Origin of the sequence: Phyllobacterium sp. UNC302MFCol5.2 (genome assembly GCF_000686005.1) — a bacterium.
In the GTDB taxonomy this organism is placed as follows: Bacteria; Pseudomonadota; Alphaproteobacteria; order Rhizobiales; family Rhizobiaceae; genus Phyllobacterium; species Phyllobacterium pellucidum.
In genome coordinates, this window is the sequence record NZ_JMLL01000010.1 from 1,154,177 (window position 1) to 1,179,644 (window position 25,468).

Genomic DNA, 25,468 nt, shown 5'->3' on the forward strand with positions numbered 1-25,468 from the left:
CCCCAGGGTTCGGGGAAACCCGGGCATGAAAAGGAGGCCATCATGGCCCGGAGCATGTTGAACAGGCGCGAGCGCCGCCTTGCGAGCGCGGGGTCGGTGCGGCAGATGCCGTTTGGCGGTGTTACCAACCGCTATCCGCCGATTGCGATCATGAGCACGGACGAGATCGAAGCGATCCACCGCGCGTCATTGCGGCTTCTGTCGGAGACCGGTATCGAGATCCTGCACGACGAAAGCCGCACGCTTCTCAAGGCGGCGGGAGCGGACATCGATATGTCCAATCTGCGGGTGCGGTTCGATCCGGCGATGGTCGAGGAAAAAATCCGGACCGTGCCTTCCAGCTTTACGCTGCAGGCGCGCAATCCAGCACGCAATCTGACCGTCGGCGATGGCAGCCTCATCTTTGCCGCGACCGGCGGTCCGGCCTTCGTACACGATACCGACCGGGGGCGGCGCGCCGGCAATTATGCGGACATGTGCGATTATATCCGGGTTGTCCAGCAACTGAATGTGATCCATCAGGAGGGCGGGTGCCCATGCGAGCCGACCGATCTGCCACCTGATTCGCGCCATCTCGATTTCTATCTTGCCGCGATCCGGCTCACCGACAAGAACTGGCAGTGCTGGGCGCTTGGCGGCTACCGCGTCGAGGATGCGATCGAAATGCTCTGCATCACGCTCGGCCAGACGCGCGAGGAACTGCGGGCAAAGCCGGCGGCGCTCACCGTCGTCAACTCCAACTCGCCATTGCGGCTCGATATTCCAATGGGCGAGGGCCTCTGCGCCATGGCCCGCGCCGGCCAGCCGGTGGCGCTCACACCTTTCACCCTTTCGGGTGCCATGAGTCCAGTGACGATCGCCGGCGCCCTGACCCAGCAAAATGCCGAAGCCCTTGCCCTGATGACCTTGTCGCAGGTCGTCGCACCAGGCGCGCCCGTGCTTTACGGCGGTTTCACCTCCAATGTCGACATGCGCACCGGTTCACCGGCGTTCGGTACGCCGGAATATGCCAAGGCGCAGATTGCGTCTGGCCAGCTGGCGCGGCGCTACAACGTGCCCTTCCGCTCATCGAATGTGACGGCCTCAAATCTGGTGGACGTACAGGCCGCCTATGAGAGCGGGATGTCACTATGGAGTACAATCATGGGCGGAGTAAGCCTGATCGAACACGCCGCCGGATGGCTCGAAGGCGGGCTGACGGCTTCGTTCGAGAAGCTCATTCTAGATGCTGAAATGCTGCAGATGATGCGCAGCTTCCTCGATCCTATTCTCGTCGATGAGGACAGTCTTGCGGTCGATGCCATCAGCGAGGTTGGACCCGGTGGTCACTTCTTCGGCACGGGCCATACGCTCGCGCGCTTCGAGAACGCGTTCTACGAGCCGATGCTCTCGGACTGGCGCAATTTCGAGAACTGGTCGGAAAGTGGGGCGCGCAGCGGCACGGACCGCGCCAATGCGATCTGGAAAGACCTTTTGCGCACCTATGAGCAGCCGCCGCTCGACGCCGGTGTGGATGAAGCGCTGGAAGCCTATGTGGCAAGGCGCAAGGAGGAAATCCACGCCGGCAAGTTTTGACCGTCGCGGGCCGATAGTAGCGAACAGGTCGCATCGATGTGGCCTGTTCGGCTTTTGAATTCCTGTATATAGTCCGGACAAAAGTCTTGTGGGATCGATGCCGGCTGTCATCACGCCAGCCGCAATCCTTTCTGCGTGATCGAAGCGACCTCTCATAAACCGGATTGGCCCGCATGACCGTCAATCGCACGCCGAGAAAAAAGACCCATCATACTAGTAAGCGTCCACCCTTCGAGCGGATCGCCCTTCTCCTCCAGGGCGGGGGCGCGCTCGGCTCCTATCAGGCCGGCGTCTATCAGGCGCTCGCCGAATCGGACCTCCACCCCGACTGGGTCGCCGGCATATCGATTGGCGCCATCAATTCGGCTCTCATTGCCGGCAATGCGCCCGAGCGGCGCGTCGATGCGCTGCGCAAATTCTGGGAAGCGGTCACCGAGCCGCCGCTTGGCGTCGCGTCACTGGCTTCGGCCTGGCTCGGCAAGCTTGCTGCAAGAGGCGACATGGCCCATGGCTTCGTCAACCAGGCACAGGCCTTTGTCACCATGGTGGGCGGCGCGCCGGGCTTTTTCATACCGCGGCCGCTGCCACCCTTCATCTCGCCAGCTGGCAGCATGGAGGCCGAGAGCTTCTATGATGTCGCGCCACTCAAGGCAACGCTGGAAGAGCTGGTCGATTTCGACCGGATCAATGAAGGGGGAACACGCTTCAGCGTCGGTGCGGTCAATGTTCGCTCGGGAAACTTCGAATATTTCGACAGCACGACCCACCACATCACGCCCGACCATATCATGGCGAGCGGCGCGCTGCCGCCGGGCTTCCCGGCGACGCGGATCGAAGGGGAATATTATTGGGATGGCGGGCTGATCTCCAACACGCCCCTGCAATGGGTGCTTGAGAGCTATCCGCGCAAGGATACATTGGCTTTCCAGGTTGACCTCTGGAGCGCACGCGGTGAAATCCCGCGCGACCTTGTAGGCATAGAGCTGCGCCAGAAGGAAATACGCTTTTCGAGCCGTACCCGCGCCGCCACGGACCAGTTCAAGCGGGCCCAGCGCCTACGTCGGGCGCTCAAGCATCTGCTCAAGATGGTGCCCAAGGAAACGCTGGCCGCGGCCGATGACGAGACCAAGCTTCTGATCGAGCAGGCGGATGAAACCGTCTACAACATCGTGCAACTGATCTATCGCGCACGATCCTATGAGGGAACTTCCAAGGACTATGAATTTTCCCGCCTGACGATGGAGGAGCACTGGGCTTCGGGGTACAATGACGCGGTTCGTACGCTGCGGCATCCCGAAGTGCTGGAACGCCCCGATACGCCGGACGGTGTCGCCACGTTTGACTTAGCCTAGACTATCAAACCCGTCTCCCAACGAGCAGCGAGCACACCCATGAATATCGAAGATGTCCGCGCCAAAGCCTTCGCCATGCCGCTCAACGATCCGGCATATCCTAAGCCGCCTTACAAATTCTACAACCGCGAATTCGTGGTCATCAATTACAGGACTGATCCCGACGCCTTGCGCGCCGTGGTGCCCGAACCGCTTGAAGTCATCGGCGATACTGTCGCCTATGAATTTATCCGCATGCCGGACTCGACCGGCTTCGGCGACTACACGGAAACCGGCCAGGTCATTCCTGTTCGTTTCAGAACTCCTTCCGGCGAGGTGCAGGAAGGCGGCTATGTTCACGCCATGTATCTCGACGACAACTCGCCGATTGCCGGCGGGCGCGAGATATGGGGTTTTCCGAAAAAGCTTGCATCGCCAAAGCTAAGCCATGAACAAGAGACGATAGTCGGCACGCTGCACTATGGCAGCGTCCTCTGCGTCACGGCAACGATGGGCTACAAACACAGGGAGCTCGATCTCGAGCCCTTAAGGAACGCGCTCACAAAACCGGCCTTCATGATCAAGATCATTCCGCATGTCGATTGCACGCCGCGCATTTGCGAACTGGTGCGCTACTATTTCGAGGATGTAACCTTGAAAGGCGCCTGGTCTGGCCCGGCTGCCCTGCAGCTCTACGAACACGCGATGTGCGACGTCGCCCGGCTTCCGGTGCGCGAAGTGATCTCGGCGAGCCACTACGTTGCCGACCTTACCCTTGGCCTTGGCGAAGTCGTTTTCGATTATCTGAAACAGGATTGATTTCCGAACAGCAAAGAGGTGGAGCATGTCTCGCTTTACAGGAAGAGTTGCAATCATAACGGGCGCTGCAAGCGGCATCGGCAAGGAGATCGCGCTGCGCTTTGCCGCTGAGGGCGGCACTCCGGTGATTGCCGATCTCAACATTGACGCCGCCAACGCCGCCGCCGATGAGTTCAAGGCAGAAGGCGGTGACGCTTTTGCAGTGGCAATGAATGTGACCGACGAAGCGGAAGTGGAAAAGGGCGTTGCCGACGTCATCGCCAAATATGGCAAGATCGACATCCTCGTCAGCAATGCCGGCATCCAGATCGTCAAGCCGATTGTCGATTTTCCATTTGCCGACTGGAAGAAGCTGCTGTCGATCCATCTCGACGGCGCTTTCCTGACGACAAGAGCCTGTCTCAAGCACATGTACGCAGCCAATTATGGCCGGGTCATCTACATGGGTTCCGTCCATTCCAAGGAAGCCTCCAAACTCAAGGCGCCTTACGTCACGGCCAAACACGGCCTTATCGGTCTTGCCAAGGTGGTGGCCAAGGAGGGTGCCGAGCACAATGTCAGTGCCAATGTCGTATGCCCCGGTTTCGTGCGCACGCCGCTGGTCGAGAAGCAGATACCCGAACAGGCCAAGGAACTCGGCATAACCGAGGAGCAAGTCATCAAGAATGTCATGCTGAAGGATACGGTCGACGGCGAATTTACGACCACCGACGACGTGGCGGACGCCGTACTTTACTTTGCCGGCTCCAGGACAAATGCGTTGACCGGACAATCGCTGGTCGTGAGCCACGGCTGGTTCATGCAATAGATCGGATAAGTGGGGTCTTTCCAGTTCATGGGGAAGACTCCACGCCGTCTACTCCTCCTGGCAGGTCGTGCTACTGCCATTGCGCGTCAGTTTCGCTTCCCTGCCCTTGGTCCAGAACTCGGTATTTTCATCGGCATAGCGCCCGCCATCGGCCGAGAGGGCCTGCGGCAGGGTATAGGTATCGCCGCTGCCGGAGAAGACGAGATCGACCGTGCCGAAGCCATCGCCCGGTGGCGTAAAGCTGGCGGTCAGGCGGGACCCGTCGGCACACTTGTATTTCACGTCCTTTGCAAGCGCCGCTACCGGCATGAACGCCAGAGCAAGCCCGCAAATCCCGAAGATCAACCTTGAATTCATTCCGCTATACCCCTCGGCTAGATGTAAGGCGAGCTATCCGCCGTTGCCGTTGTCGATCAACGCCAGCGTGTTTTTATCAGGTACACCGTCGCACCAATAGTCAAGGGCCCGTTGGTAGGGACTGTCGGTGTCGGGCGCTGCCAGCGAAAACAATGTCATGCTCGAGCGAAACTTTATGTCGTCGGGCGAACCGAATATCCCGTACAAGGTCGTCCCGCGGATAGCGAGGACGGTGTTGGTGCATTCTGCGAGCCGGCCGCCCAGGAGCGGGTGGTCGAGATAGGAGCGCGCCTCATCAAGCGAAGCGATGCCATAGAATTTCGCAGTCGATGAACGGCCAAGTTCGCTCAGTTGCGGGAAAATGAACCACATCCAGTGGCTCTGCTTTCGTCCCTCGCCCAATTCAAGCAGCACCTGCTGATAGACGGGGGCCTGCGCTGTCACAAATCGCGCGAGGTTGAAGGGATCCTCCGGCGGCATATGAACCTCCTCCGTGTTGCCCAAGCCATCTTGACTGGAATAATGTAAGGTGCGGCGGCAACGATGTATACATTGGGGGGAATGCTTATGGATGCCACGTCGTCGCCTGTCATCGTATCAATCGTCAACACGCTCGAGACGGCGCTGACGCCGGTCTTCCTGCTTGCCGGTACCGCGGGCTTCCTCAATGCCTTTGTCTCCCGCCTCGCCCGTCTCTCCGATCGCGTAAACCATATCTCGGACTTGATCGGCACCGACCACGAACTCAATACAGCACGGCTGACGCAACTCAGTTACCTGCGCTTCCGCACGCTCGCGCTGGAAATCGCCGTGGTGTTTGGCACTCTCGCGGGCGTGTTGACCTGCCTTGCGATTGTATCGCTGCTCGGCGGTGCCATCGGCCGCTCGGGCTTTCGCGAACACGTGCTCTACTGGCTTTTTGCCGGAGCCGTCTTCGCCCTGGTCGGCGCGCTCATCGCATTCCTGTTCGAAATTCTGACAGCAAGCCAAAGCATGTTGCGCCAGATAGCCCGCGACCAGCGCCAGCGCAGATAGGAGAACGCATCGCTGAGCCCATCCACTATCACGCGAAGGTGGAATAGGCCTCCTCGCGGCTGAGCAGATTGGCGTCGCGCGCCAAACGCCACCGGCCATCGCTTTCCTTGCGCAGGATGGTCAGCGTATAGCCAGAACGATGGACGGTGGCACCGTCGGCGGGCGTAACTTCCAGCCTGATATAGTTACGCAAGTATGCCCATTCGCCCAGCACATTGACTTCCTGAATGTGATAGGCGCCGTCCATGCGAACCTGCTTCATCGATTTCATCGTCGCAGCAAATGCCGCTTTGCCAAAGGGCTTTTGCCCGGAGACCATGAAGATAACATCGTCGGTCATGAGATCGAGAATCGTCGCGCTATCGCCAGATTTGCTTGCGGAAAACCAGGTTTCCACGAGGGTGCGAATCGCCTGCTCGTCGTCGCTCATCTGTCTCTCCCAGTCCACGTTAGCTCGGTCCTAAGAAATTATAGCGAGACGGCGATTAATTGAAGGGGCCCCGACATGCGTGCACACTCAAACGGCTGATTGACCCCAGCAGGGGCCCGGTTTCCCATACCCCCTGAATATTTGCCTGGCCGGGCCTCTTTCATTCTTTTCGAGGTAGTGGAGATGGAACCGGATGATCCCACTCCGCCAAGGGCGGAGTACGAACCCTACCTTACGCCGGTGCTTCCCTACGTCATCGTCTTCATCATAACAACGACGCTCGTCATCTCCGCAGGTTGGATGCTTCGCCCGTAGGGTGTGCCGGCTGCAAATCCATTGTGTCGATTTCCGTGTTTGATAGTCGCAGTAAAAAGCCCCGTCGCGAGAACGGGGCTTTTCTATTTTCATGCCTTATGGACCGACTGGATTAGCAATCAGTGACCGCCATTGCCGTGGCCGCCACCACCGCTGTTGCCGCCGCGGCCATTGTTGTCGCCTCGGCCGTTGTCACTCTTGCCGTTATCGCCTTTGCCGCGATCGTCTTTATCCTTATCGTTCTTATCGTTCTTATCGTTCTTGTCGTGGTTGTCCTTGTCCTTGTCGCCCTTGTGGTCACGATCATCGCCCTTGTGACCCTTGTCGTCACCCTTGTGGTCTTTGTCGCCCCAGCCGCCCTTGTCGCCTCGGTCGCCCTTATGACCACGATCGCCATGGTCGCCCTTATCGCCCTTGCCGTGACCGTGCTTGCCGCCGTGTTCGCCCGGTCCGCAATTGCCTGGATCGCCGCCATTGTCGCCGCCGGTACCACCGGTTCCGCCAGTACCGCCAGTACCGCCGTCACCACCCGTACCACCAGTGCCGCCGGTACCGCCCGTACCACCGGTGCCGCCGGTTCCGCCCGTACCATTAGTGCCGCCCGTTCCGCCCGTACCGCCAGTGCCGCCCGTTCCGCCAGTGCTGCCCGTTCCGTCAGTACCGCCAGTACCGCCTGTTCCGCCGGCGCCAGCGCCACCAGTTCCGCCAGTACCAGCACCGCCGGTGCCACCTGTTCCACCGGTACCGCTCGGGCTACCACCCGTACCGCCACCATTATTGCTTGCCGAATTGGTACCGCCGGACGTGCCTGAACCGCCCTTGCCCGCGCCGCCCTTTGAACGACCGCTGCGGCTATTGTCCGATACGTTGCCATTGTCATGGGTCCAGCTCGATGGCTGGCTGATGGCCGCCGTGGTCATGGGCGGGCACATGTCAAGTTGCTGCTTGCTGAGGATTGACCGTTTATTCAAGGCATAGCAGCAAAGCCCAACATTACCGTCGTTGAGCTGCCTGCACTGTGCGGCGCTCGCAAACAATGCGCGCCGGCCCTCAGCATAGCTTGGCGCCGTCTGAAGGAGAGTTGAAACCAGACCCAAGGTTGAAATCGTCATAACGGCGAATAAAACGCTGCGTCTGCTCTGGTTTTTATTGTTGTTTGTTATACGCATGTGACATTTCCCCAAGTGTTATTGTTATTAAGCAACTCCACACATCAGGGTAATGTTGTTATCTATCACCTAGCCATTGATGGCTTTATTGCTTGCCAAATATGTAAACTTAAGGTTGTGGTATTGATACATAACAATGCTGCTTATAAACGATGTAAAAAGATTGATGCAAAACGGGGGGTTATACCGTATTATCTAACCCGGGAGTAAGCGCCGGGTAATGAGGCGTCCTGTGTTCCAGTACATACTTTCGTAACCATAAATAAGTACGTTTAAGAAAAAGACGGCGTCAAAGTCGCGACGATCAGTGCGTAACGCCGTGTTAACCGTTGATTCACAAATTCAGGATCTTAGACACGATTTTACCGCCCTGACGCGCCAATTCGTCCCTGCCGATCTTTGGGAGAACACAGCATGTTGCGCATATTTTCGCTCGTGATCCTGTCCGCAGGCTGGTGCCTGGGGGTCTTTGCTTCAATACCCGCCCGTGCCGACGGGACCGAAATGGAGCTCAAGGGCAAGGGATTTGGTCCGCCTGCCTTCCAATCATTCTGCAATCATTATGCGAGCCTTTGCAACACGCGCTCAGGCGCCAAGGTGGTGCAACTTACAGGTGAAAAGCGTAAGCAGTTGCAAGCCGTCAACATGAGCGTCAACTCCTCGATCCGACAACAGAGCGACATGCAGACGAACGGCGTCGACGATGTCTGGACGATCCCGACCAAGGCGGGTGATTGCGAGGATTTCGCCATCCTGAAGAAGCGCGAGCTGATGCGGCGCGGTTGGCCCGCGGCCTCGTTGCTGCTGACCGTCGCGCGGCTGCCATTCAGCAATGAAGGCCATGTCGTCCTGACAGCACGCACCTCCGACGGCGATCTTATTCTCGACAGCCGCAGCAATTCGGTGCGTGACTGGTCAAGCACGTCCTATCGCTACTATGCGCGCCAGTCGCAGACATCGGCAGGCTGGGAACGTATTGGGAGAGCAATTCCTGTGACGACCACCGCCAAGGTCAAACTCGACTACACCACCACCGCCAGCATCAAATAGCAGGGCCTGGTGCGGATTGAAGGATCTGCACCCCGTTGATCTTGTAGCCGCCATCCGGTTGCTTCACCAGCTGATAGATGGCGGTCCAGTCCTTGCCGTCCGGGCCAGTGATCAAGACTTCCTGTATGACCTGTTCGCCCTCGATCCTGCTGCGTCCAAACGCGAAGTTTCCCGGCCGAAAAACCGGCTGGTAAGCGCGCTTCACCATATCGAAGAAGAGGTTCTGGTTGAGGAACTTCTCCTGGATCGTGGGTGACGCAAACGAATAGGCGGTAGCGGCATCGTTGCTGAGGAAGGCGGCGATCTGGTTCCTGATGATGAGCTGCGCCGAATCGACGGGTTCCTCCGCCCGCAGCGGTCCGGCAAGGACAAGAGCAGCGCATAAAGCCGCGCTAATCCCGAATGCCCTGATCATCATGGTCTCCTTCTTACATCCCAGTGCCACTTCAAGTAGATGCGCGGCGGTGCCGGATCATTGCCGATGCCGGTCGTGCGATTTGTTGCCGCCGAGGTCGCCAACTGCGATTGCTATTTGCGGCGCAGTGGTGAAAAACTACGCCCACAATCACGCTCTTGCAATGAGAGGCGCGCCAGGCTCCCGGCGCGAACTTGTTTCTTCCATGCCCACCCGCACAAAGCCCCTTGACAGATCATGACTGACAATCGCCCGGCCTCGGGCCAAAGCGTAACGGAATCGCGTTATTGGCGGCAGAACCTCCTTGTCTGCCTGCTTGGCTCGTTCACCACTATCGTTGCGATGACGCTCATCCTGCCGTTTCTGCCGCTCTATGTCGAAGAGCTCGGTGTCAGCGACCACGCGGCGATCGTGCAATGGTCTGGCATCGCCTATGGCGCGACATTCTTCACCGCCGCACTCGTTGCGCCGCTGTGGGGCCGGCTCGCCGATCTCTATGGGCGGAAGCTGATGCTCATCCGTGCCAGTCTTGGCATGGCGATCGCCATGTCGCTGATCGGGATGGCGACAAACATCTGGATGCTTGTGTTCCTGCGCCTGCTCACGGGCCTGCTCGGCGGCTATGCCTCGGGCTCGACAGTCCTGGTTGCGACGCAAACACCAAAGGCGCGCGCCGCCTGGGCCCTTGGCACGCTTTCCGCCGGCATCATGGCAGGCAATCTCGTCGGTCCGCTCATCGGCGGGGCGCTGCCGCCGCTTATCGGCATTCGCCAGACTTTCTGGCTGGCTGGCGGGGTGATTTTCATTACCTTCCTCGCCACAAGCTTCTTCATCAAGGAAGAGTGGCGGCCGCCCAAGGCCCGGTCAGAAAAACGGTCAGGCGGATGGAGTACCATTCCCGACAAGCGGCCGGTTGTCGTGATGCTGCTTGCCGGCATGCTGCTGATGCTCGCCAATATGTCGATCGAACCGATCATCACCGTCTACGTGGCGCAGCTGGTCGCCGATCCGGCCAAGATCACGCTCGTTGCCGGCGTCGTCATGTCGGCGGCGGCGCTTGGCAGCATCCTGTCCGCATCCAAGCTCGGCAAACTGGCTGACCGGGTGGGCCATTGGAACATCATCGTCGGGGCGCTCGGCGTATCAGCGCTGCTTCTCGTTCCCCAAGCCTTCGTAACCGAGAGCTGGCAGTTGATCGTGCTGCGGTTCCTGATGGGGCTTTCCTTGGGCGGATTGTTGCCGTGCATCACCGCGGTGATCCGCCACAATGTCCCCGATAATGCGGCCGGCAGCATACTTGGCTATGCCACCTCCTCGCAATATGTCGGACAGGTTGTGGGACCACTGGCTGGTGGCTTCGTCGGCGGTCACATCGGCATGCGCGCGGTATTCCTCGGCACGAGTTTGCTCCTCGCCGGTGCGGCCGTCTATGGCTGGTTGGTACGCCCCAAAGAACGGTGATACGCTCGCCGAAGTACCGAGTGATTCGTAAGCGATGACGATCACGAAAAATTCGCCAGATTGTCATGGAACCAGACTGACTCCCGACGCATTACCGTGGTCAGTTTAGCCTGCAACTTGTTGCAACTAGACTGTCCTACATTCCATGGAGGAAGTAATGAACGACAAGCGGTTTCCCATCCCCGTCATGATCACAGTTGGAGCGGCCGGACAACGCGCCGTGTCCACGGTATGGGAAGCGATAGAATGCCTGCGAACGTATTGGCCCACGAAAAAGGGACCAAGTTACAGGCGGGCATTGCAAGCCTGCCTCGACGCACTCGACGGCTGGAAGCCTGCGCACAAGGCGCGGCATGCCTTCATCAGCGCCGCACGTGAAGCCGGCGTTTTCCTCGACCCACATTTGCATTGATAAGGCGTTCGAGCCAACATATGCGGGCGGCATCGGCCGCCCGACTCCCGTTCAGCGAATATCTGCCCGCGCCCGCGGACGCCTTTCATTCATTTCATGGCTGAAGATCGCCGGTGGCAATGGTGTGCGCTGGCGGATAATGTCTGAACCCTTCTCGCCTATCATGATCGTCGGCGCATTGGTATTGCACGAGGGAACACGCGGCATCACCGAACTGTCGCACACGCGCAGCCCCTCGATGCCGCGGACTTTCAGTTCGAGATCGACCACAGCCATATTGTCCGAACCCATCTTGCAGGTGCCGACAGGGTGGTGGTCGGTCTTCGCATTGGCGCAACCATATTCAAAGAGTTCCTCGTCGGAATTATACCTCGGCCCCGGCAGGCGTTCCGCCATCACATAGGGTTTCAGTGCCGCCTGGCTCATGATCTCGCGGGCGATCTTCAGGCCTTCGATCGACATTTTCCGGTCATGCGGATCGCTCCAGTAATTGGGGTCGATCAGGGGAGCGGCATTCGGATCGGAAGACTGCAACCGCACCGTCCCGCGCGAACGGGGATGAAGATAGGCTGAGTTCAAGGTGACGCCGGCGTTCTTGAGCCGCTCGACGCCAGCTTCGATACCCGAGCCCAGTCCGAGATGGAACTGGATGTCCGGAGAGCGCGCATCGGGATCCGCATACCAGAAGCCGCCCGTTTCAAACAGGCTCGACGCAACCGGACCGGTACGGAACAGCACGTACTGGATGCCCGCCCACAGTGTTCGGTGCAGCTTGGCCACGCCATCATAGGTATGGTCGCCCGTGCATTCGCAAATGACGAAAAGGTCAAGGTGGTCCTGCATGTTCTCGCCCACGCCGGGCAGATCATGCGTTACCGGCACGCCGACGCTCTTCAGATGATCGGCCGAGCCGATGCCGGACTGGAGGAGCAGTTTCGGCGATCCGATTGCACCCGAACTGACGAGAACCTCGCGTTCGGCGCGGATTGTCTCGCGCGCAATGCCCTTGATGATCTCTACGCCGACCGCCCTCCCCTTCTCGACAAGGACCCGGGTTACCTGCGCGCCCAAGCGGATCGTCAGGTTTTTGCGCTCGCTGATTGGAGCGAGATAGGCCATCGACGCCGATGAGCGGCGGCGATTGCGCTGCGTCAATTGGTAGAACCCGACGCCCGCTTGCTGCTGGCCGTTGAAATCGTGGTTATAGGGAATGCCGAGTTCCTGTCCTGCCCGGATATAGGCATCGCAGATCGGCAGGGTGGCCGCGGGCATTGAGACGCCGAGCGGCCCGCCATAGGCATGATAATCGTCGGCGTAGCGCTGATTGTCCTCGGCGCGCTTGAAATAAGGCAGAACGTCGCGATAACTCCACCCGGCACAACCATCATCCCGGGCCCACAGGTCGTAGTCGGTTGCATTTCCGCGCGTATAAAGCTGGGCATTGATGCTTGATCCGCCACCAATGACTTTTGCTTGCGTATAACGCAAGACGCGGTTGTTCATGTGCTTCTGTGGCACCGTCGACCAGCCCCAGCTGGCGACACCCTTGGTCATCTTGGCGAAGCCGGCTGGCATATGGAAAAGCGGGTTCCAGTCCCCGCCCCCGGCTTCGAGCAGCAGTACCGAAACGTCCGGATGTTCGCTCAGGCGATTGGCGAGAACGCAGCCTGCGGGTCCGGCGCCGGTTATGATGTAATCATAGGTCATTCTAGAGCCTGCTTATCGAAAGGGCGCCATCGGCATTGATGATCGAGCCCGTGGCAAAGTTGAAATCGCCGCTGGCAAGAGCGGCCACGATACGGCCGAGATCGTCCGGCTCGCCCCAGCGCTTCATCGGAACAAGGCCCTCGGCAATAAGCTTGTCGTATTTTGCAGCGGCAACGGCGGTCATGTCGGAACGGATGATCCCGGGACGCACATCGAAAACGCTGATTCCCTGATCGGCAAGACGCACCGCGAGCCCCTGCGTGAAGGACGCGAGCGCCGCCTTCGTCAGGCAATAGTCGAGACGTTCGGGCGATGTCATCTCTGCGGAAACCGAGGTAACGTTGATTATCGTGCGCGATGTGGCGCTTTCCTGTTGCGCCAGCATGACGCGCAAGGCGGCTTGCGTGAAGAAAACGGTGCCGCGCAGATTGACGGAGACGATGGCGTCGAAATTAGCCGGCTCAAGGTCGAGGAAGTCACCCCGAACCTTCGAACCGATCCCGGCATTGTTGACGAGACAGTCGATGCGGCCATGGGTGTCGAGCACGCCCTCAATCGTCGCGGCATGGCCGGCGAGATCGGCAACGTCGGCCGTGTGAAACGAGACTTTGGCGCCGAGTCCGGCCAGTGTTGCGACCGCCGCCTCAGACGTTTCGTCATTGGCGATATCCGTGATGGCGAGGTCGAAACCCTTGCCCGCTAGCGCCCTGGCGATGCCAAGGCCGATTCCACGGCGCGCTCCGGTGACGAGGGCGACCGGCTTCATGACAATTCCTTTCCGACGATATGATCCGCGACGCGCAGGGCCTGGGCCGCGATTGTGAGCGCCGGGTTGACCGCTGCCGACGTCGGCAGGAACGCGGCATCGACAACGAACAGGTTAGGGTGGCCAAAGGCACGGCAATAAATATCGAGCGGCGCGGTCGCGGGGTCGCTACCCATTCGGACGGTGCCACACTGATGCGACGGCGTCTTGCGGTCGAAGGCCTTGGAAAGCACAAGCGGGAAGCCGGCCGCGCGCAGGGTGGACTTGATCCGGGCCACCAGCCTCAAATGGGCCGGCCAGTTGCTGCGGATCCACTCGAGAATGATCTTGTCGCCATCAATGCGCACCCGGCTTTCGGGCTTTGGCACATCCTCGCTCATGGCAAGGAAATCCACCGTATGCGCGCAGAATCGATCAAGCCCCCATTCCGGCACCATCCGAAGATCGGATTTCAAAACCGCGCCGCTGATCCGACCGAGCAGTTGCACATTGCCGAGCGGCGCGCCGCCATCGCCATCGGACAGATAGAAATCGTTGAAGCCGAATGTCTTCTGGTAGACGCTGTCATTTTTGAAGCGCGGATCGAACCCGATGACGGCCGAAAGGTTGTGGTTCATGAAGTTGCGGCCAACCTGATCCGAGCGATTGGCGAGCCCGGCAGGATTGGCAGCGTCGGCCGAGCGCAAGAGGAGCACGGCGGACTGGACCGCTCCGGCCGAGAGCACGACGAGCTTCGGTCGCGCGATATGCCTTGCGCCATTCTGCTCGTAATGCACCGCTGCGATTGACTTGCCATCCGCCGCGGTCTCGAGGCGAGTGACCCGTGCATTGGTTTCCAGCCGGACATTCTCGTGTTTCAGGGCGGCGGCGAGCGCGGTCGTTTCCGCATCCATCTTGCCGTTGAAGCTGTTCGGATGGGCATCCCAAGGCGTTTTGCCGTGCTTGAGCCAGGTATCGATGTCGACGCCCAATGGCAGAGATGCCGGATGAACGCCAACCTTCTTCAACCGGAAGCGAAGCGCGGCGATGGGCGCTTCGTCTGGCACGGGTGGGAAGTTGTAGGGTACTGAATGAAACGGCTCGGTCGGGTCTTCGCCGAGTGTTCCTCTCACCTCGAACAATTGTTCGGCCTTGCTGTACCAGGGCTCGAGTTCCTCGTAAGGAAATGGCCATGCTGGCGAGACACCTTCGAGATGCTGCATCTCCGCGAAATCCTCGGCGCGGTAACGCGTCAGCACCGCTCCATAGAATTTCGAATTGCCACCGACATTATAGTAATTGCCCGGGTTGAAGGGTTTGCCGAACTCGTCGTACCAGCTTTCCTTCGGCCGAAAGAAACCACGCTGGAAGATGGCGCGCGGATCGCGGTTCTCGGGCCGGTCCGCCAGATGATCGCCCGCTTCCAGGATAGTGATCCTTGCTCCCGAACCGGCGAGCCCGGCGGCGATCGTGGCGCCGCCGATGCCTGAGCCGATGATAACGATATCTGCGGCCGCGTTCGGTGTGGGGTTGGTGGTCATGACGCGGGTCGATCAGGCCCCGATGCGCAATTGCGATTGCGGATCGAAGAAAACCGCCTTGTCGAGATTGAAAGCGAGCGCCGTTCTCGTGCCGGCGGATATTGGCGCATCCGCACGCAGGCGCGCGACGACCTCCTTGCCGCCGAGCTTGGTGACCGCGAAAGTGTCGGAGCCTGCAGGCTCAACCACTTCGATGAAGCATTCGCCTTCGACGAGTGAACCCGCGTTACGATCCGCGCCATCAGGATCGGTCAACGCTTCCGGGCGGATGCCGAAAATCACATCCTTGCCCGTGAACGCAACGAGGGCGCTATTGGTCTTGATCGGCAGGCGCAACGGTTCCATGTCGGGGCGCTCGAGCACGACCGCGAGATCGTTGGCTCCGCCTTCGATCTTGGCCTTGAGCAGGTTCATGGCCGGTGAGCCCATGAAGTCGGCGACGAAGATGTTGGTAGGATTGTTGTAGATTTCCGCCGGTGTGCCGAACTGCTGCAATACGCCGTCTTTCAGGACCGCGATCTTTGTTGCCAGCGTCATCGCCTCGATCTGGTCGTGGGTCACATAGACGATCGTCGTCTTCATGCGCTGATGCAGGCGCTTGATCTCGGTACGCATATCGACGCGCAGCTTGGCATCGAGGTTGGAGAGCGGCTCGTCGAAGAGGAACACCTGCGGATTGCGCACGAGCGCACGCCCCATCGCCACGCGCTGGCGTTGCCCGCCGGAAAGCTGGCTCGGCTTGCGGTTGAGCAGATGCCCGATCTGCAGCATGTCGGCGACCTGCTTGATGGCCTTTTCACGCTCTTCCTTGGCGATGCCGCGAATTTCCATGCCGAAGGCGATGTTTCCGGCCACGGTCATGTTCGGGTAGAGCGCATAGGACTGGAACACCATCGCGATGTCGCGCTTGGAGGGGTGCAGTCCGCTGATCGACTTGCCCTTGATCGAGATGTCGCCTGACGTGATCGGTTCCAGCCCGGCAATGGTGTTGAGCAGGGTCGACTTGCCGCATCCGGAGGGTCCGACGAGGACGAGGAAGCCGCCTTCATCGATCTCGATATTGATGTCCTTCAGGATCGGCACGTTGCCGTAGGACTTATGCAGGTCTTGGATCTTGAGAAATGACATTGATTTATCCCTTCACGGCGCCGGACATGAGGCCGCGGACGAAATACCGCCCGGAAACGATGTAGACGATGAGAGTTGGCAGGGCGGCGAGAATGGCGCCGGCGAAATGCACGTTGTATTCCTTCACGCCCGTCGACGAGTTGACGAGGTTGTTGAGCGCAACCGTCATGGGCGTACTGCTGAAGCCGGAGAACGATGCGCCGAAAAGGAAGTCGTTCCAGATATTGGTGAACTGCCAGATCACGGATACGACGATGATCGGCCCAGATGACGGCAGGAGGATGCGCCAGAAAATCTGGAAGAAGTTTGCGCCATCGATCTGCGCCGCGCGCACCAGTTCGGTCGGAAATGCCTCGTAGTAATTGCGGAAATAGAGCGTCGTGAAGCCGAGGCCATAAACGATATGGACAAGGATCAGGCCCTGGATGGTTCCGGCCATGCCGAGAAAACCGAGGACACGCGCCATCGGTATGAGCACGATCTGGAACGGGATGAAACAGCCGAGCAGCAGCATGCCGAACATGACGTTCGAACCGCGGAAGCGCCATTTCGTCAGGACATAGCCGTTCAGCGCGCCGATCACCGTCGATATGGCGACTGCGGGAATAACCATTAGGATCGAGTTGATGAAATAGGGGCGCAGGCCCGTGGGCTGCACGCCGATCTGCGCGGTCGACCAGGCCGAGAGCCAGGGCTGGATCGTCCATTCGTGCGGCGGCGACAGCATGCCGCCCTGACGAATTTCATCGAGCGTCTTCAGCGAGTTCACCACCATTACGTAGAGTGGCAGCAGGTAGTAGAACGCGAAAACCAGAAGGGCGATATAGATGACGACGCGGGTGAGTTTGCCGCTGTTGATCACATTGTCGGGGCTTGGAGCGCTCATTTGTTGCCTCCCCTGATTTCGGAATAAAGGTAGGGGATGATGATCGCGAAGATCGTGATCAGCATGATGATGGCCGATGAGGCGCCGATACCCATGGAATTGCGGGTGAACGTGTAGGAATACATGAACGTCGCCGGCAATTCGGTTGCCTGGCCAGGCCCGCCGCCGGTCAGGGCGATGACCAGATCGTATGCCTTGATCGCAAGGTGCGCGAGAACGACAAAGGCGGAAAGAAACACAGGCCGCATCAGTGGAATGATGATGCGCCGGTAGATCATGCCGGTCGATGCGCCGTCGATCTGCGCCGCCTTGATGATCTCATTGTCGACGCCGCGCAAGCCGGCGAGAAACATGGCCATGACGAAGCCGGATGATTGCCAGACCGCAGCGATAACGACCGTATAGATCGCCATCTTCGAGTCCTTGATCCAGTTGAACTGAAAGCTTTCCCAGCCCCACTGGTGCATGGTGTTTTCAAGACCGATGCCGGGATCGAGAAACCATTTCCAGGCGACGCCGGTGACGATGAACGACAGCGCCATGGGATAGAGATAGATGGGACGCAGGACACCTTCGATGCGGATCTTCTGGTCGAGAAGGATGGCGAGACCCAGACCGAGCACCGTGCAGATGATGATGTAGAGCGAGGCAAATATGCCAAGGTTGGTAATAGCCCGCCACCAATGCGGCAGCGCCCACAGCTTGCGGTAATTTTCAAAGCCGACAAATCCATAGGACGGCAACATCTTGCTGTCCGTGAACGACAGAATGCCGGTATAGATGATAAAGCCATAGACGAAGATCAGGACGATCAAAAAGCTCGGTCCGAGAACCAGCTTGGGTATAAGGTCCTGTATGCGGCTGCGGGTATCCATAGCCTCACCTCTTAAATCAATATCGTTTTATATCGTTGCCGCGACGGGGCGGAGAATTCTATCCGGGGCATGTGTGCCCCGGATAGAGGACTAAGCTTATTTCGCAGCGTCAACGGCGGAAACGAGTTCCTTCACCGCGTCTTCGGAGCTCAGTTCACCGTTGAATTCACGTGTGACGACGTCATAGATCGCGTTCTTCACGGCAGCAGGAACCGCATAGCCATGGGCCATGGAGCCGTAGAGCGTGCCGCCCTTGCTGGCTTCGGCAAGATCCTTGATGGCCTTCTTGCCGCAAGCGTCAAAAGCGGTATCCGGAACGTCCGTGCGAGCCGGAGCCGAACCCTTGACCACGTTGAACGCCGACTGGAAGGTCGGGCTCTCGATGGCCGATGCCATTACCAGCTGGTTCTTGTGGTCAGCATCGCTCTTCTTGAAGAAGAGGAACTGGTCGGAGTTGAAGGTTACCGACCCCTGGGTGCCCGGGAAGCGCATGCAGACGAAGTCCACGCCGGGCTCCTTCTTTGCCTTCACGAATTCACCCTTGGCCCAGTCACCCATGAACTGCATGCCGGCCTTGCCTTCGATAACCATCGTCGAAGCAAGGTTCCAGTCGCGACCGGAGAAATTGTCGTCGACATAGCTGCGCAACTTGGTCATGCGGTCGAATGCTTCCTTCATCTTGTCGCCGCCCAAGGCCTTGGGGTCGAGATCGATGAATGCCGCCTTGTAGAAGTCATTGCCGAGGGAAAGAACGACGGCATCAAAGATGGTCGCATCCTGCCAGGGCTGGCCGCCATGGGCGATCGGCGTGATGCCCTGTTCCTTGAACTTGTCGAGCAGAGCGATCAGCTCGTCCCAATTGGCAGGTTCCTTGCCGCCAGCCTTGTCAAGGGCCGCCTTGTTGATCCATACCCAGTTGGTCGAGTGAACATTGACCGGCGCGGCGATCCAGTGGCCGTCATACTTGGAGAACTTCTGCAGTGCCTCGGGAATGACGTCGCCCCACTTTTCCTTGTCGGCGACTTCATCGACATTGGTCAGTGCGCCCTGCTTTGCCCAGTCGGTAATATCGAAACCGAGCGACTGCACCGACGTCGGCGGATTGCCGGCGGTAACACGGGCGCGCAGCACGGTCATGGCTTCTGAACCGCCACCACCGGCGACGGGCATGTCGGACCAGGTGATGCCCTTGGTCTCCAGATCCTTCTTCAGGACTTCGAGCGCCGTTGCTTCACCGCCGGACGTCCACCAATGCAGAACCTCGACGTTTTCAGCAGCGCGGGCCGCCGTTGCAGTCCCGAGCAGCATCGCTGCGGCGGCGACCGTATTCATCCACTTTTTCATTTCAGGCCTCCCATTTGAAAAAAGAAAATATCCAAAATATCCGACTGAGATTCCTCAAGTCCGGAGCATTCTTACAATAGGCGGAAGGGGCTTTACAATCGATTTAATCAGCTCGCCCATACGACTTTCCTCCTACCCAGATGCATGTTGAGTGTCTTCGTTTCCGTGTAATCCTCAACCGCATGCCTGCCCAGTTCCCGGCCGATACCGGACTGCTTGTAGCCGCCGAACGGCAATTCCGAAGCGCCGTCCATGAAGGTGTTCATCCAGATAGTCCCGGCACGAACCTGGCGCCCGATCGTCAGGCACGTATCGAAGTCGCGGCTCCAAACGCCGGCCGACAGACCATAATCGATGGAATTGGCGATGCGAACCGCTTCATCGAGCGTTTCGAAGGTCAGGACGGAGAGAACCGGGCCGAAAACCTCCTCGCGTGCGACTGCCATGTCCGGCTGCACGGCCGACAGGATGGTCGGCGACATGAACTGTCCCATGCCGAGTTCCAGCGGCTCGCCGCCATGGCTGATATTCGCTCCGCCGGTTGCTGCATTGCGCACATAGCCGTCGATCTTCGCCAGGTGCTCGGGCGTGATGATGGCGCCAACCTTGGTCTGCGGATCGAGCGGATCGCCGACCTTTACCTTGGCGGAATGAGCGGCGATGCGGGCGACGACGTCGTCAGCGATATCGCGATGGATGATAAGTCGCGAACCGGCATTGCAGCATTCGCCGGCGTTGAAATAGGCGCCGAAGACCGCCGCATCGATGAAATCATCGAGTTCCGCATCGGGAAACACGATCTGCGGGTTCTTGCCGCCAAGTTCCAGCGAGACCTTTTTCAAGGTCTGAGCGGCATTGGCCATGGTGAGCTTGCCGACCAGCGTCGAGCCGGTGAAGGACACCATGTCGACGTCGGGATGGACGGTCATGGGCGCACCGACTTCCGCGCCGGTTCCCGTCACGATATTGACGACACCGGCAGGAACGCCGGCTTCCATCAGTATCTCGCCAAGCACAAGGGTGGAGCCGGAAGTAAGCTCCGATGGCTTGACCACGGCCGTGCAACCAGCCGCCAGGGCGAAAGGCAGTTTCTGGCTGACGATAAGGAACGGGAAATTCCACGGCGTTATGATCGAAACGACGCCGATCGCTTCGCGCAGGACCACCCCGAGCGTGCCTTCACCGAGCGTATTATAGCTCTCGCCATGGAGATCCCGGCCGAGCGCAGCGGCATAGCGCCAGATATCCACGGCGCCGCCGAGTTCGGCCTTGGCCTGGCTGATCGGCTTGCCCGACTCGATGCAATCGAGATAGGCGAGTTCATCGGAACGCGCGGCAATCAGTTCGGCAGCCTTGAGCAGAATGTTCGAGCGCTCTGCGCCGGTCATGCGGCACCAGGTACCCGTATCGAAGGCGCGGCGCGCTGCGGCGATGGCGCGTTCCGCGTCGGCTTTCGTTGCGGCCTGATAGCGGGAGACGACGACACCATGTCCCGGGCTCTTGCGCTCGATGGAAGCGCCGCTGGAACCATCGACCCACCGGCCATCGATCAACAGCTGAAATTCGCGCACCTTGAAATCTTCGAGCGCCCGTGGGCGCACCAGAATCGTCATTACCATTCTCCTTTGAATGCGGGCTCGCGCTTTTCGGCAAAGGCCGAAACACCTTCCTTAAGGTCCGCTGTCTTTGCGACGAGGATCGAGCCCAGCGCTTCGACCGCCGTTCCGTTGTCTTCGCCATTGGCCGAGGCAATCATGAGTTTGGCCACTTCGACGGCAACCGGTCCGCGCTTGGCAATACGTTCCGCGTAGGCCGTTGCCGTTGCGACCGCGGCGCCGGTTTCGACGACGTCGTCGACAAGGCCGAGGCCCAGGCCTTCCCCTGCACTGAAGATTTCGCCGCCGAGCGCCATGCGGCGTATGACCTGCGCGCCGAAGCGCCGGACAAGGCGCTGCGTTCCCGACCAGCCCGGCACCATGCCGAGGCCGGTTTCCGGCAGGCCAAGCTTGATCTGGGCTTCCGCAATGCGGATATCCGCAGTGGCGGCAAGCTCGAGCCCGCCGCCCAGCGCATGACCATTGAGCGCGGCGATAAGCGGCACGCGCAAGGTCGCAAGGCGTTCGAACACGCGGTGACCGAAGCGCACCCAGGCATGGCCGAACTCGTTGGGCGTCATCGCTGCCCAGGCCTTGATATCGCCGCCGGCCGAGAACGCCTTGCCGGCGCCGGTCAGGATCGCGACGCGCGTTTCGGCGTTGGCTTCGACAGCGTCGCAGGCCGCACTCAGTTCCTTCAGCATATCGAGATCGAAGGCATTGAGCTTTTCCGGGCGCGACACGGTGATCGTGGCGACGTGACCGGCGAAAGTGACGGTGATGCGCGGGTCAGCCATGGATCGTCCTCTGGGGCTTGTGCGGCAATTCGAGGCCGAGCGGCTGCGGCTGGAAGAGGCGGGCATCCATCTGTTTCAGGTCGCGCGCGACAACCAGAGAGAACTCGGACTGGTCGAGAATATGCGCCTGCAGATCGACGCCGGGAGCGATTTCAGTCAGCACGACGCCTTCGGGACGCAGCGCCATGACGCAGCGCTCGGTCACATAGGTGATGTCCTGTCCCTGCTCGATGGCACGGCGACCGGAGAAGGTGACGTGCTCAACCTCGTTGACCAGCTTCTTGAGCTTGCCTTCCTTTTCGATAACCAGCTTTCCGCCTTCGACATGTACTTTCGCCCCGGCATTGAACATGCCCGAGAAGACGATCTTGCGAGCGCGCGCCGTGATATCGACGAAGCCGCCGGCGCCAGCGGTCACATGCGGGCGGAAACTCAGCTTCGATACGTTGACAGAACCGCTCTTGTCGATTTCCAGGAACGAGAGCAGCGACGCATCGAAACCAGCGCCCTGGAAATAGGTGAACTGGTGCGGCGAGGGCACAAAAGCCTCGGCATTCGAGGCGCAGCCGAAGGCAAAGTCCAGAAGCGGAATGCCGCCGACCGGACCCTGCTCGATGACCCAGGTGACGGCACCGTGCAAACCCTCTTCGAGCAGAATGCGCGGCACGTTTGCCGAAATGCCGAAGCCGAGATTGACGGCGCTGCCCGCCTCGAGCTCCGTCGCGACCCGTCGCGCGATGACCTTCTGGATATTGAAATCCGGCAGTTCGAAATCTTCGAGCGGATGGAATATCTCGCCGGAAATAGCCGGATCATAAAGCGTCTGTGTTGTCTGCTTCTGTTCCGGATCGACCACGACATAATCGACGAGGATGCCGGGAACGCGCACGTCGTGCGGCTTCATCGAGCCGCTCTTGGTGATGCGCTTGACCTGCGCAATGACGATGCCGCCATTGTTGCGCACTGCGAGCGCCTGATCGAAGCCACCGAGATAGGCGCCTTCATGCTCATAGGTGAGATTGCCGCGCTCGTCGGCGGTCGTTGCGCGGATGATGGCGACCTGCGGCACGATCGGCTTGAAGAACAACCATTCTTCGCCATCGAATTCGATCTTGCGCACCAATGGTGCCTTCGCGGCGGAGGCATTCATGGCGCAACCCTGGCGGTCCGGATCGACGAATGTATCGAGCCCGACCTTGGTCAAGACGCCCGGACGCTTGGCGGCAGCCTCACGGTGCATGTCGAAGAGAATGCCTGAGGGCACATTATATGCGGCAACCTCGTCATTGCCGATCATCTGCCAGATCAATGGTGGTTCGGCGCTGGACGGACCCGACGGGTAGGAGCCGCCTACGATCTTCTTCAAAAGCCCCTTCCTCGCAATGTAGTCGACGCCCTTAATCCCGCTCATGTCGCCGGCGGCTATCGGATGCAGGGTCGTCAGATCACGCGGGTGACCCGTAGCCTCGAAGCGCGCGCCGATCGCCTTCAGCATCAGGTCGGGGCAACCGAGCCCGCTCGACGATGAGACGGAGACAATGGCTTCGTCAGGAATGAGGTTCGCGGCCTCTTCGGGGGTTATGTGCTTGTTCATGCTCTTGGATCGTGCTTTCAAAGGCCTGGATTGATCTTTTGGGCGGTTCCGGTCCGCGCAGCTTCCGTAACGGCGATGCCGGCGGCAAGCGACCAGACACCGTCCTCGCCCGACGCTGCAGGTCTGCCGTCGCCGGCAATGGCGGCGTGGAATTTGGCAAGGCCCCTCTCGTAGAGATTCTTGTGGTCGAGCTTTAGTTCGCTTTCGCCGTCTGCGTTGCGGAGTATGACCGTGCCGACCGGCTTTTGCGTCATGACATTATGCCCGACGAGCGAGCCTTCCGTGCCGTGCACTTCGAAGCCCGTTTCGGAGTATTTCGTGGTGAAGCCGTCATGAAACAGAGCAATCAGCCCCGACTTGAAGCGCATGACGCCCATCACTCCGTCCTCAAGGCCCTGTTTGGCAAGTCCGCTCTTCTGGCCGAAGGCAACGGCCTCGACCGGGTCGTCGCCAAGCACGTAGCGGAGCGTATCGGTGTCGTGGACCGTAATATCGAGTATCACGCCGCCGCCAGCCTCCGGGCGATCCAGGCGCCAGCCCTGCAGATGCGGCGGAAGATAAACGGCGTGGAAGACCTTGGCGGCGAGCGGCTTGCCGATCTTGCCCGCAGCAATGGCATCGCGCATCGCCGTATGGCTTGCCGCGTTGCGCAGGTGGTGGTTGGTGGCAAAGACGATATTGGCGGCGCGGCAGGCCTCGACCATGGCCCGCGCATCCTCGAGGCTCGTTGCAAGCGGCTTTTCGCAGAGAACATGCTTTCCTGCCTTCGCTGCGGCGAGCACCTGGTCCTTGTGCAGTTCATTGGTCGTCGAAATATAGACCGCATCGATCGGCTGTTCACTGAACAAGGCGTCGAGCGTTGTGACCGAATGGGGAATTCCGTGATCGTCGGCATATTTGCGCCCGCGCTCGGCATTGGTGCTCATGACCGAGACAATCTCGCCGCCACTGGCGCGGATCGCATCGATGACCCATTCATGCGCGATGGTGCTCGCACCAATCAGACCCCAGCGTATCATGCCAATTCCTCCGTTTGCCTGACAGGCGCGCCGCAGCTTTGGCGCACGACGAGACGCACCGACGTAACCAGTGTTTCCTGGCCGACCTGCCCGGCATTGATCTGCTTCATCAAAAGCTGTGCCGCCCGCTGGCCCATGCCCTGCGGATCGACCGAGACGGTCGTCAGGGCGGGAACCGCTGTCTTTGCCTCGATGACATCGTCGAACCCGATGACTGCAAAACCCTTGCCCGGCTCGATATCGTTGGAGCGAAGGCCGTCGCACACGCCGAAGGCGACTGCATCGTTGAAGCACAGCGCCGCAGTAGGGCGCCCGTCAAAGAACATCATGCGTTCTGCCGCGGTGGCGCCGCCGGCGCGCGAGGGCGCGGAATGAATGACGAAGTTTTGGTTGAGGGGAATACCGGCTTCCATCAGGGCATCGCGATAGCCCCGCACCCGGTCGGACGACACGGCCGTGTCGGCAAAGCCGCCCATGAAGGCGATGCGGCGGTGCCCCAGATTGATGAGGTGGCGGACTGCCGCTTTCGCGCCGGCGTAATTGTCGGAGAGCAGCGTCGAAACCTTCGCACCCGGCAGATTGCGCACGACGACCACAACAGGAATGCCGCTGTCGGCGAGCGGCTTGACGTCACTTGCTTCGGTTCCGCGCGCCGGTGACAGGATAAGGCCGGCGATACCGTTTTCACGCATCGAGGCGATGACCTGGCGCTGCCTGTCGACGCTTTCGCCGCTATGGGCGAGGAATTGCACATAGCCTGCCGATTGAACCACCATGTCGACGCCGACAGCCAGTTCCGCAAAGAAACTATTGGTCAGATCGTTGACGACGATACCGATGATTTTCGATTTCGACTGGCGCAGATTGGCAGCCCCGCGATTGTAGACATAGCCCAGATCATTGATGAGCGCGCTGACCTTTTCGCGGGTCTTTTCATTAACCAGCGGACTGCCCTGGAGGACCAGCGACACGGTGGATTTCGACACGCCGGCGGCGCGCGCAATGTCCACAATACTTGTCCGTGTCTTGCTCAAGGTGATCTCTCCCAGTCGCCGCACAG

The 25,468-nt window shown here is 59.7% G+C and carries 26 protein-coding genes; 9 read left to right on the top strand and 17 right to left on the bottom strand.

The window, feature by feature from the left end:
- Positions 1–42: 42 nt before the first annotated feature.
- The 4 genes from BR48_RS0107550 to BR48_RS0107565 all read left to right on the top strand — a co-directional run bounded on the left by BR48_RS0107550 (position 43) and on the right by BR48_RS0107565 (position 4,533).
- Positions 43–1,575 carry a trimethylamine methyltransferase family protein gene (locus BR48_RS0107550; protein WP_027230730.1) on the top strand — a complete coding sequence of 511 codons (1,533 nt, stop codon included), beginning with the start codon at positions 43–45 and terminating at the stop codon, positions 1,573–1,575.
- A gap of 173 nt (positions 1,576–1,748) precedes the next feature.
- Complete coding sequence (locus BR48_RS0107555; protein WP_027230731.1) at positions 1,749–2,927, top strand: patatin-like phospholipase family protein; 1,179 nt, start codon at positions 1,749–1,751, stop codon at positions 2,925–2,927.
- A gap of 39 nt (positions 2,928–2,966) precedes the next feature.
- Complete coding sequence (locus BR48_RS0107560) at positions 2,967–3,725, top strand: acetoacetate decarboxylase (RefSeq protein ID WP_027230732.1); 759 nt, start codon at positions 2,967–2,969, stop codon at positions 3,723–3,725.
- A 25-nt stretch (positions 3,726–3,750) separates the two neighbouring features.
- Positions 3,751–4,533 (top strand): 3-hydroxybutyrate dehydrogenase, encoded by a 783-nt coding sequence (locus tag BR48_RS0107565; protein WP_027230733.1) that lies wholly within the window; start codon positions 3,751–3,753, stop codon positions 4,531–4,533.
- 48 nt (positions 4,534–4,581) lie between these two features.
- On the opposite strand, the gene BR48_RS0107570 is transcribed toward BR48_RS0107565, so the two are convergent.
- Together BR48_RS0107570 and BR48_RS0107575 are read right to left on the bottom strand one after the other, a co-directional pair.
- On the bottom strand, positions 4,582–4,890 hold the full coding sequence (locus BR48_RS0107570; protein WP_027230734.1) for an MliC family protein: 309 nt from the start codon (positions 4,888–4,890) through the stop codon (positions 4,582–4,584).
- Positions 4,891–4,923: 33 nt separating this feature from the next.
- On the bottom strand, positions 4,924–5,370 hold the full coding sequence (locus BR48_RS0107575) for a DUF1810 domain-containing protein (protein WP_027230735.1): 447 nt from the start codon (positions 5,368–5,370) through the stop codon (positions 4,924–4,926).
- Positions 5,371–5,457: 87 nt separating this feature from the next.
- Between BR48_RS0107575 and BR48_RS0107580 the strand changes: the two genes are divergently transcribed.
- Positions 5,458–5,925 carry a DUF2721 domain-containing protein gene (locus tag BR48_RS0107580; RefSeq protein ID WP_027230736.1) on the top strand — a complete coding sequence of 156 codons (468 nt, stop codon included), beginning with the start codon at positions 5,458–5,460 and terminating at the stop codon, positions 5,923–5,925.
- Between the two features lie 28 nt (positions 5,926–5,953).
- Here the strand turns inward: BR48_RS0107580 and BR48_RS0107585 are convergent, their stop codons facing one another.
- Positions 5,954–6,355: an SgcJ/EcaC family oxidoreductase gene (locus BR48_RS0107585; RefSeq protein WP_027230737.1), complete on the bottom strand. Its 402-nt coding sequence runs from the start codon at positions 6,353–6,355 to the stop codon at positions 5,954–5,956.
- Positions 6,356–6,538: 183 nt separating this feature from the next.
- Between BR48_RS0107585 and BR48_RS26770 the strand changes: the two genes are divergently transcribed.
- On the top strand, positions 6,539–6,670 hold the full coding sequence (locus BR48_RS26770) for a hypothetical protein (RefSeq protein ID WP_255453086.1): 132 nt from the start codon (positions 6,539–6,541) through the stop codon (positions 6,668–6,670).
- 119 nt (positions 6,671–6,789) lie between these two features.
- Here the strand turns inward: BR48_RS26770 and BR48_RS26165 are convergent, their stop codons facing one another.
- On the bottom strand, positions 6,790–7,590 hold the full coding sequence (locus tag BR48_RS26165) for a hypothetical protein (RefSeq protein ID WP_155810827.1): 801 nt from the start codon (positions 7,588–7,590) through the stop codon (positions 6,790–6,792).
- A 663-nt stretch (positions 7,591–8,253) separates the two neighbouring features.
- On the opposite strand from BR48_RS26165, the gene BR48_RS24115 reads away from it, so the two are divergent.
- Positions 8,254–8,889, top strand: a complete 636-nt coding sequence (locus tag BR48_RS24115) for a transglutaminase-like cysteine peptidase (protein ID WP_051614678.1) — start codon at positions 8,254–8,256, stop codon at positions 8,887–8,889.
- On the opposite strand, the gene BR48_RS0107605 is transcribed toward BR48_RS24115, so the two are convergent.
- Complete coding sequence (locus BR48_RS0107605; protein WP_027230738.1) at positions 8,882–9,304, bottom strand: DUF4864 domain-containing protein; 423 nt, start codon at positions 9,302–9,304, stop codon at positions 8,882–8,884. The two genes, BR48_RS24115 and BR48_RS0107605, sit on opposite strands and share 8 nt — an antisense overlap.
- 237 nt (positions 9,305–9,541) lie before the next feature.
- On the opposite strand from BR48_RS0107605, the gene BR48_RS0107610 reads away from it, so the two are divergent.
- Entirely contained in the window at positions 9,542–10,765 is a 1,224-nt protein-coding gene (locus BR48_RS0107610) for an MFS transporter (protein ID WP_027230739.1), read from the top strand.
- Positions 10,766–10,922: 157 nt separating this feature from the next.
- Positions 10,923–11,177 (top strand): DUF982 domain-containing protein, encoded by a 255-nt coding sequence (locus BR48_RS0107615; RefSeq protein WP_036813520.1) that lies wholly within the window; start codon positions 10,923–10,925, stop codon positions 11,175–11,177.
- A 51-nt stretch (positions 11,178–11,228) separates the two neighbouring features.
- On the opposite strand, the gene BR48_RS0107620 is transcribed toward BR48_RS0107615, so the two are convergent.
- The 12 genes from BR48_RS0107620 to BR48_RS0107675 form a co-directional block, all read right to left on the bottom strand.
- On the bottom strand, positions 11,229–12,884 hold the full coding sequence (locus BR48_RS0107620; RefSeq protein ID WP_027230741.1) for a GMC family oxidoreductase N-terminal domain-containing protein: 1,656 nt from the start codon (positions 12,882–12,884) through the stop codon (positions 11,229–11,231).
- A gap of 1 nt (position 12,885) precedes the next feature.
- Positions 12,886–13,650, bottom strand: coding sequence for a 3-ketoacyl-ACP reductase (locus BR48_RS0107625; RefSeq protein ID WP_027230742.1), 765 nt, complete (start codon positions 13,648–13,650; stop codon positions 12,886–12,888).
- A complete protein-coding gene (locus BR48_RS0107630) occupies positions 13,647–15,170 on the bottom strand; it encodes a GMC family oxidoreductase (protein WP_027230743.1) in 1,524 nt (507 codons plus the stop codon). Before BR48_RS0107630 ends, BR48_RS0107625 begins: the two co-directional genes overlap by 4 nt.
- A 12-nt stretch (positions 15,171–15,182) precedes the next feature.
- Positions 15,183–16,298, bottom strand: coding sequence for an ABC transporter ATP-binding protein (locus tag BR48_RS0107635; RefSeq protein ID WP_027230744.1), 1,116 nt, complete (start codon positions 16,296–16,298; stop codon positions 15,183–15,185).
- Positions 16,299–16,302: 4 nt separating this feature from the next.
- Entirely contained in the window at positions 16,303–17,184 is an 882-nt protein-coding gene (locus tag BR48_RS0107640; protein ID WP_027230745.1) for a carbohydrate ABC transporter permease, read from the bottom strand.
- Positions 17,181–18,059: a sugar ABC transporter permease gene (locus BR48_RS0107645; protein ID WP_027230746.1), complete on the bottom strand. Its 879-nt coding sequence runs from the start codon at positions 18,057–18,059 to the stop codon at positions 17,181–17,183. The genes BR48_RS0107640 and BR48_RS0107645 overlap by 4 nt, the downstream gene beginning before the upstream one ends.
- A gap of 96 nt (positions 18,060–18,155) precedes the next feature.
- A complete protein-coding gene (locus BR48_RS0107650) occupies positions 18,156–19,403 on the bottom strand; it encodes an ABC transporter substrate-binding protein (protein ID WP_027230747.1) in 1,248 nt (415 codons plus the stop codon).
- Between the two features lie 107 nt (positions 19,404–19,510).
- Positions 19,511–21,016, bottom strand: coding sequence for an aldehyde dehydrogenase family protein (locus BR48_RS0107655; protein ID WP_027230748.1), 1,506 nt, complete (start codon positions 21,014–21,016; stop codon positions 19,511–19,513).
- A complete protein-coding gene (locus BR48_RS0107660; protein ID WP_027230749.1) occupies positions 21,016–21,795 on the bottom strand; it encodes an enoyl-CoA hydratase/isomerase family protein in 780 nt (259 codons plus the stop codon). Before BR48_RS0107660 ends, BR48_RS0107655 begins: the two co-directional genes overlap by 1 nt.
- Complete coding sequence (locus tag BR48_RS0107665) at positions 21,788–23,389, bottom strand: acyl CoA:acetate/3-ketoacid CoA transferase (RefSeq protein ID WP_027230750.1); 1,602 nt, start codon at positions 23,387–23,389, stop codon at positions 21,788–21,790. The genes BR48_RS0107660 and BR48_RS0107665 overlap by 8 nt, the downstream gene beginning before the upstream one ends.
- 17 nt (positions 23,390–23,406) lie before the next feature.
- Positions 23,407–24,408, bottom strand: a complete 1,002-nt coding sequence (locus BR48_RS0107670; protein ID WP_027230751.1) for a Gfo/Idh/MocA family oxidoreductase — start codon at positions 24,406–24,408, stop codon at positions 23,407–23,409.
- Positions 24,405–25,442 (bottom strand): LacI family DNA-binding transcriptional regulator, encoded by a 1,038-nt coding sequence (locus BR48_RS0107675; RefSeq protein WP_027230752.1) that lies wholly within the window; start codon positions 25,440–25,442, stop codon positions 24,405–24,407. Before BR48_RS0107675 ends, BR48_RS0107670 begins: the two co-directional genes overlap by 4 nt.
- Between the last annotated feature and the right edge of the window lie 26 nt (positions 25,443–25,468).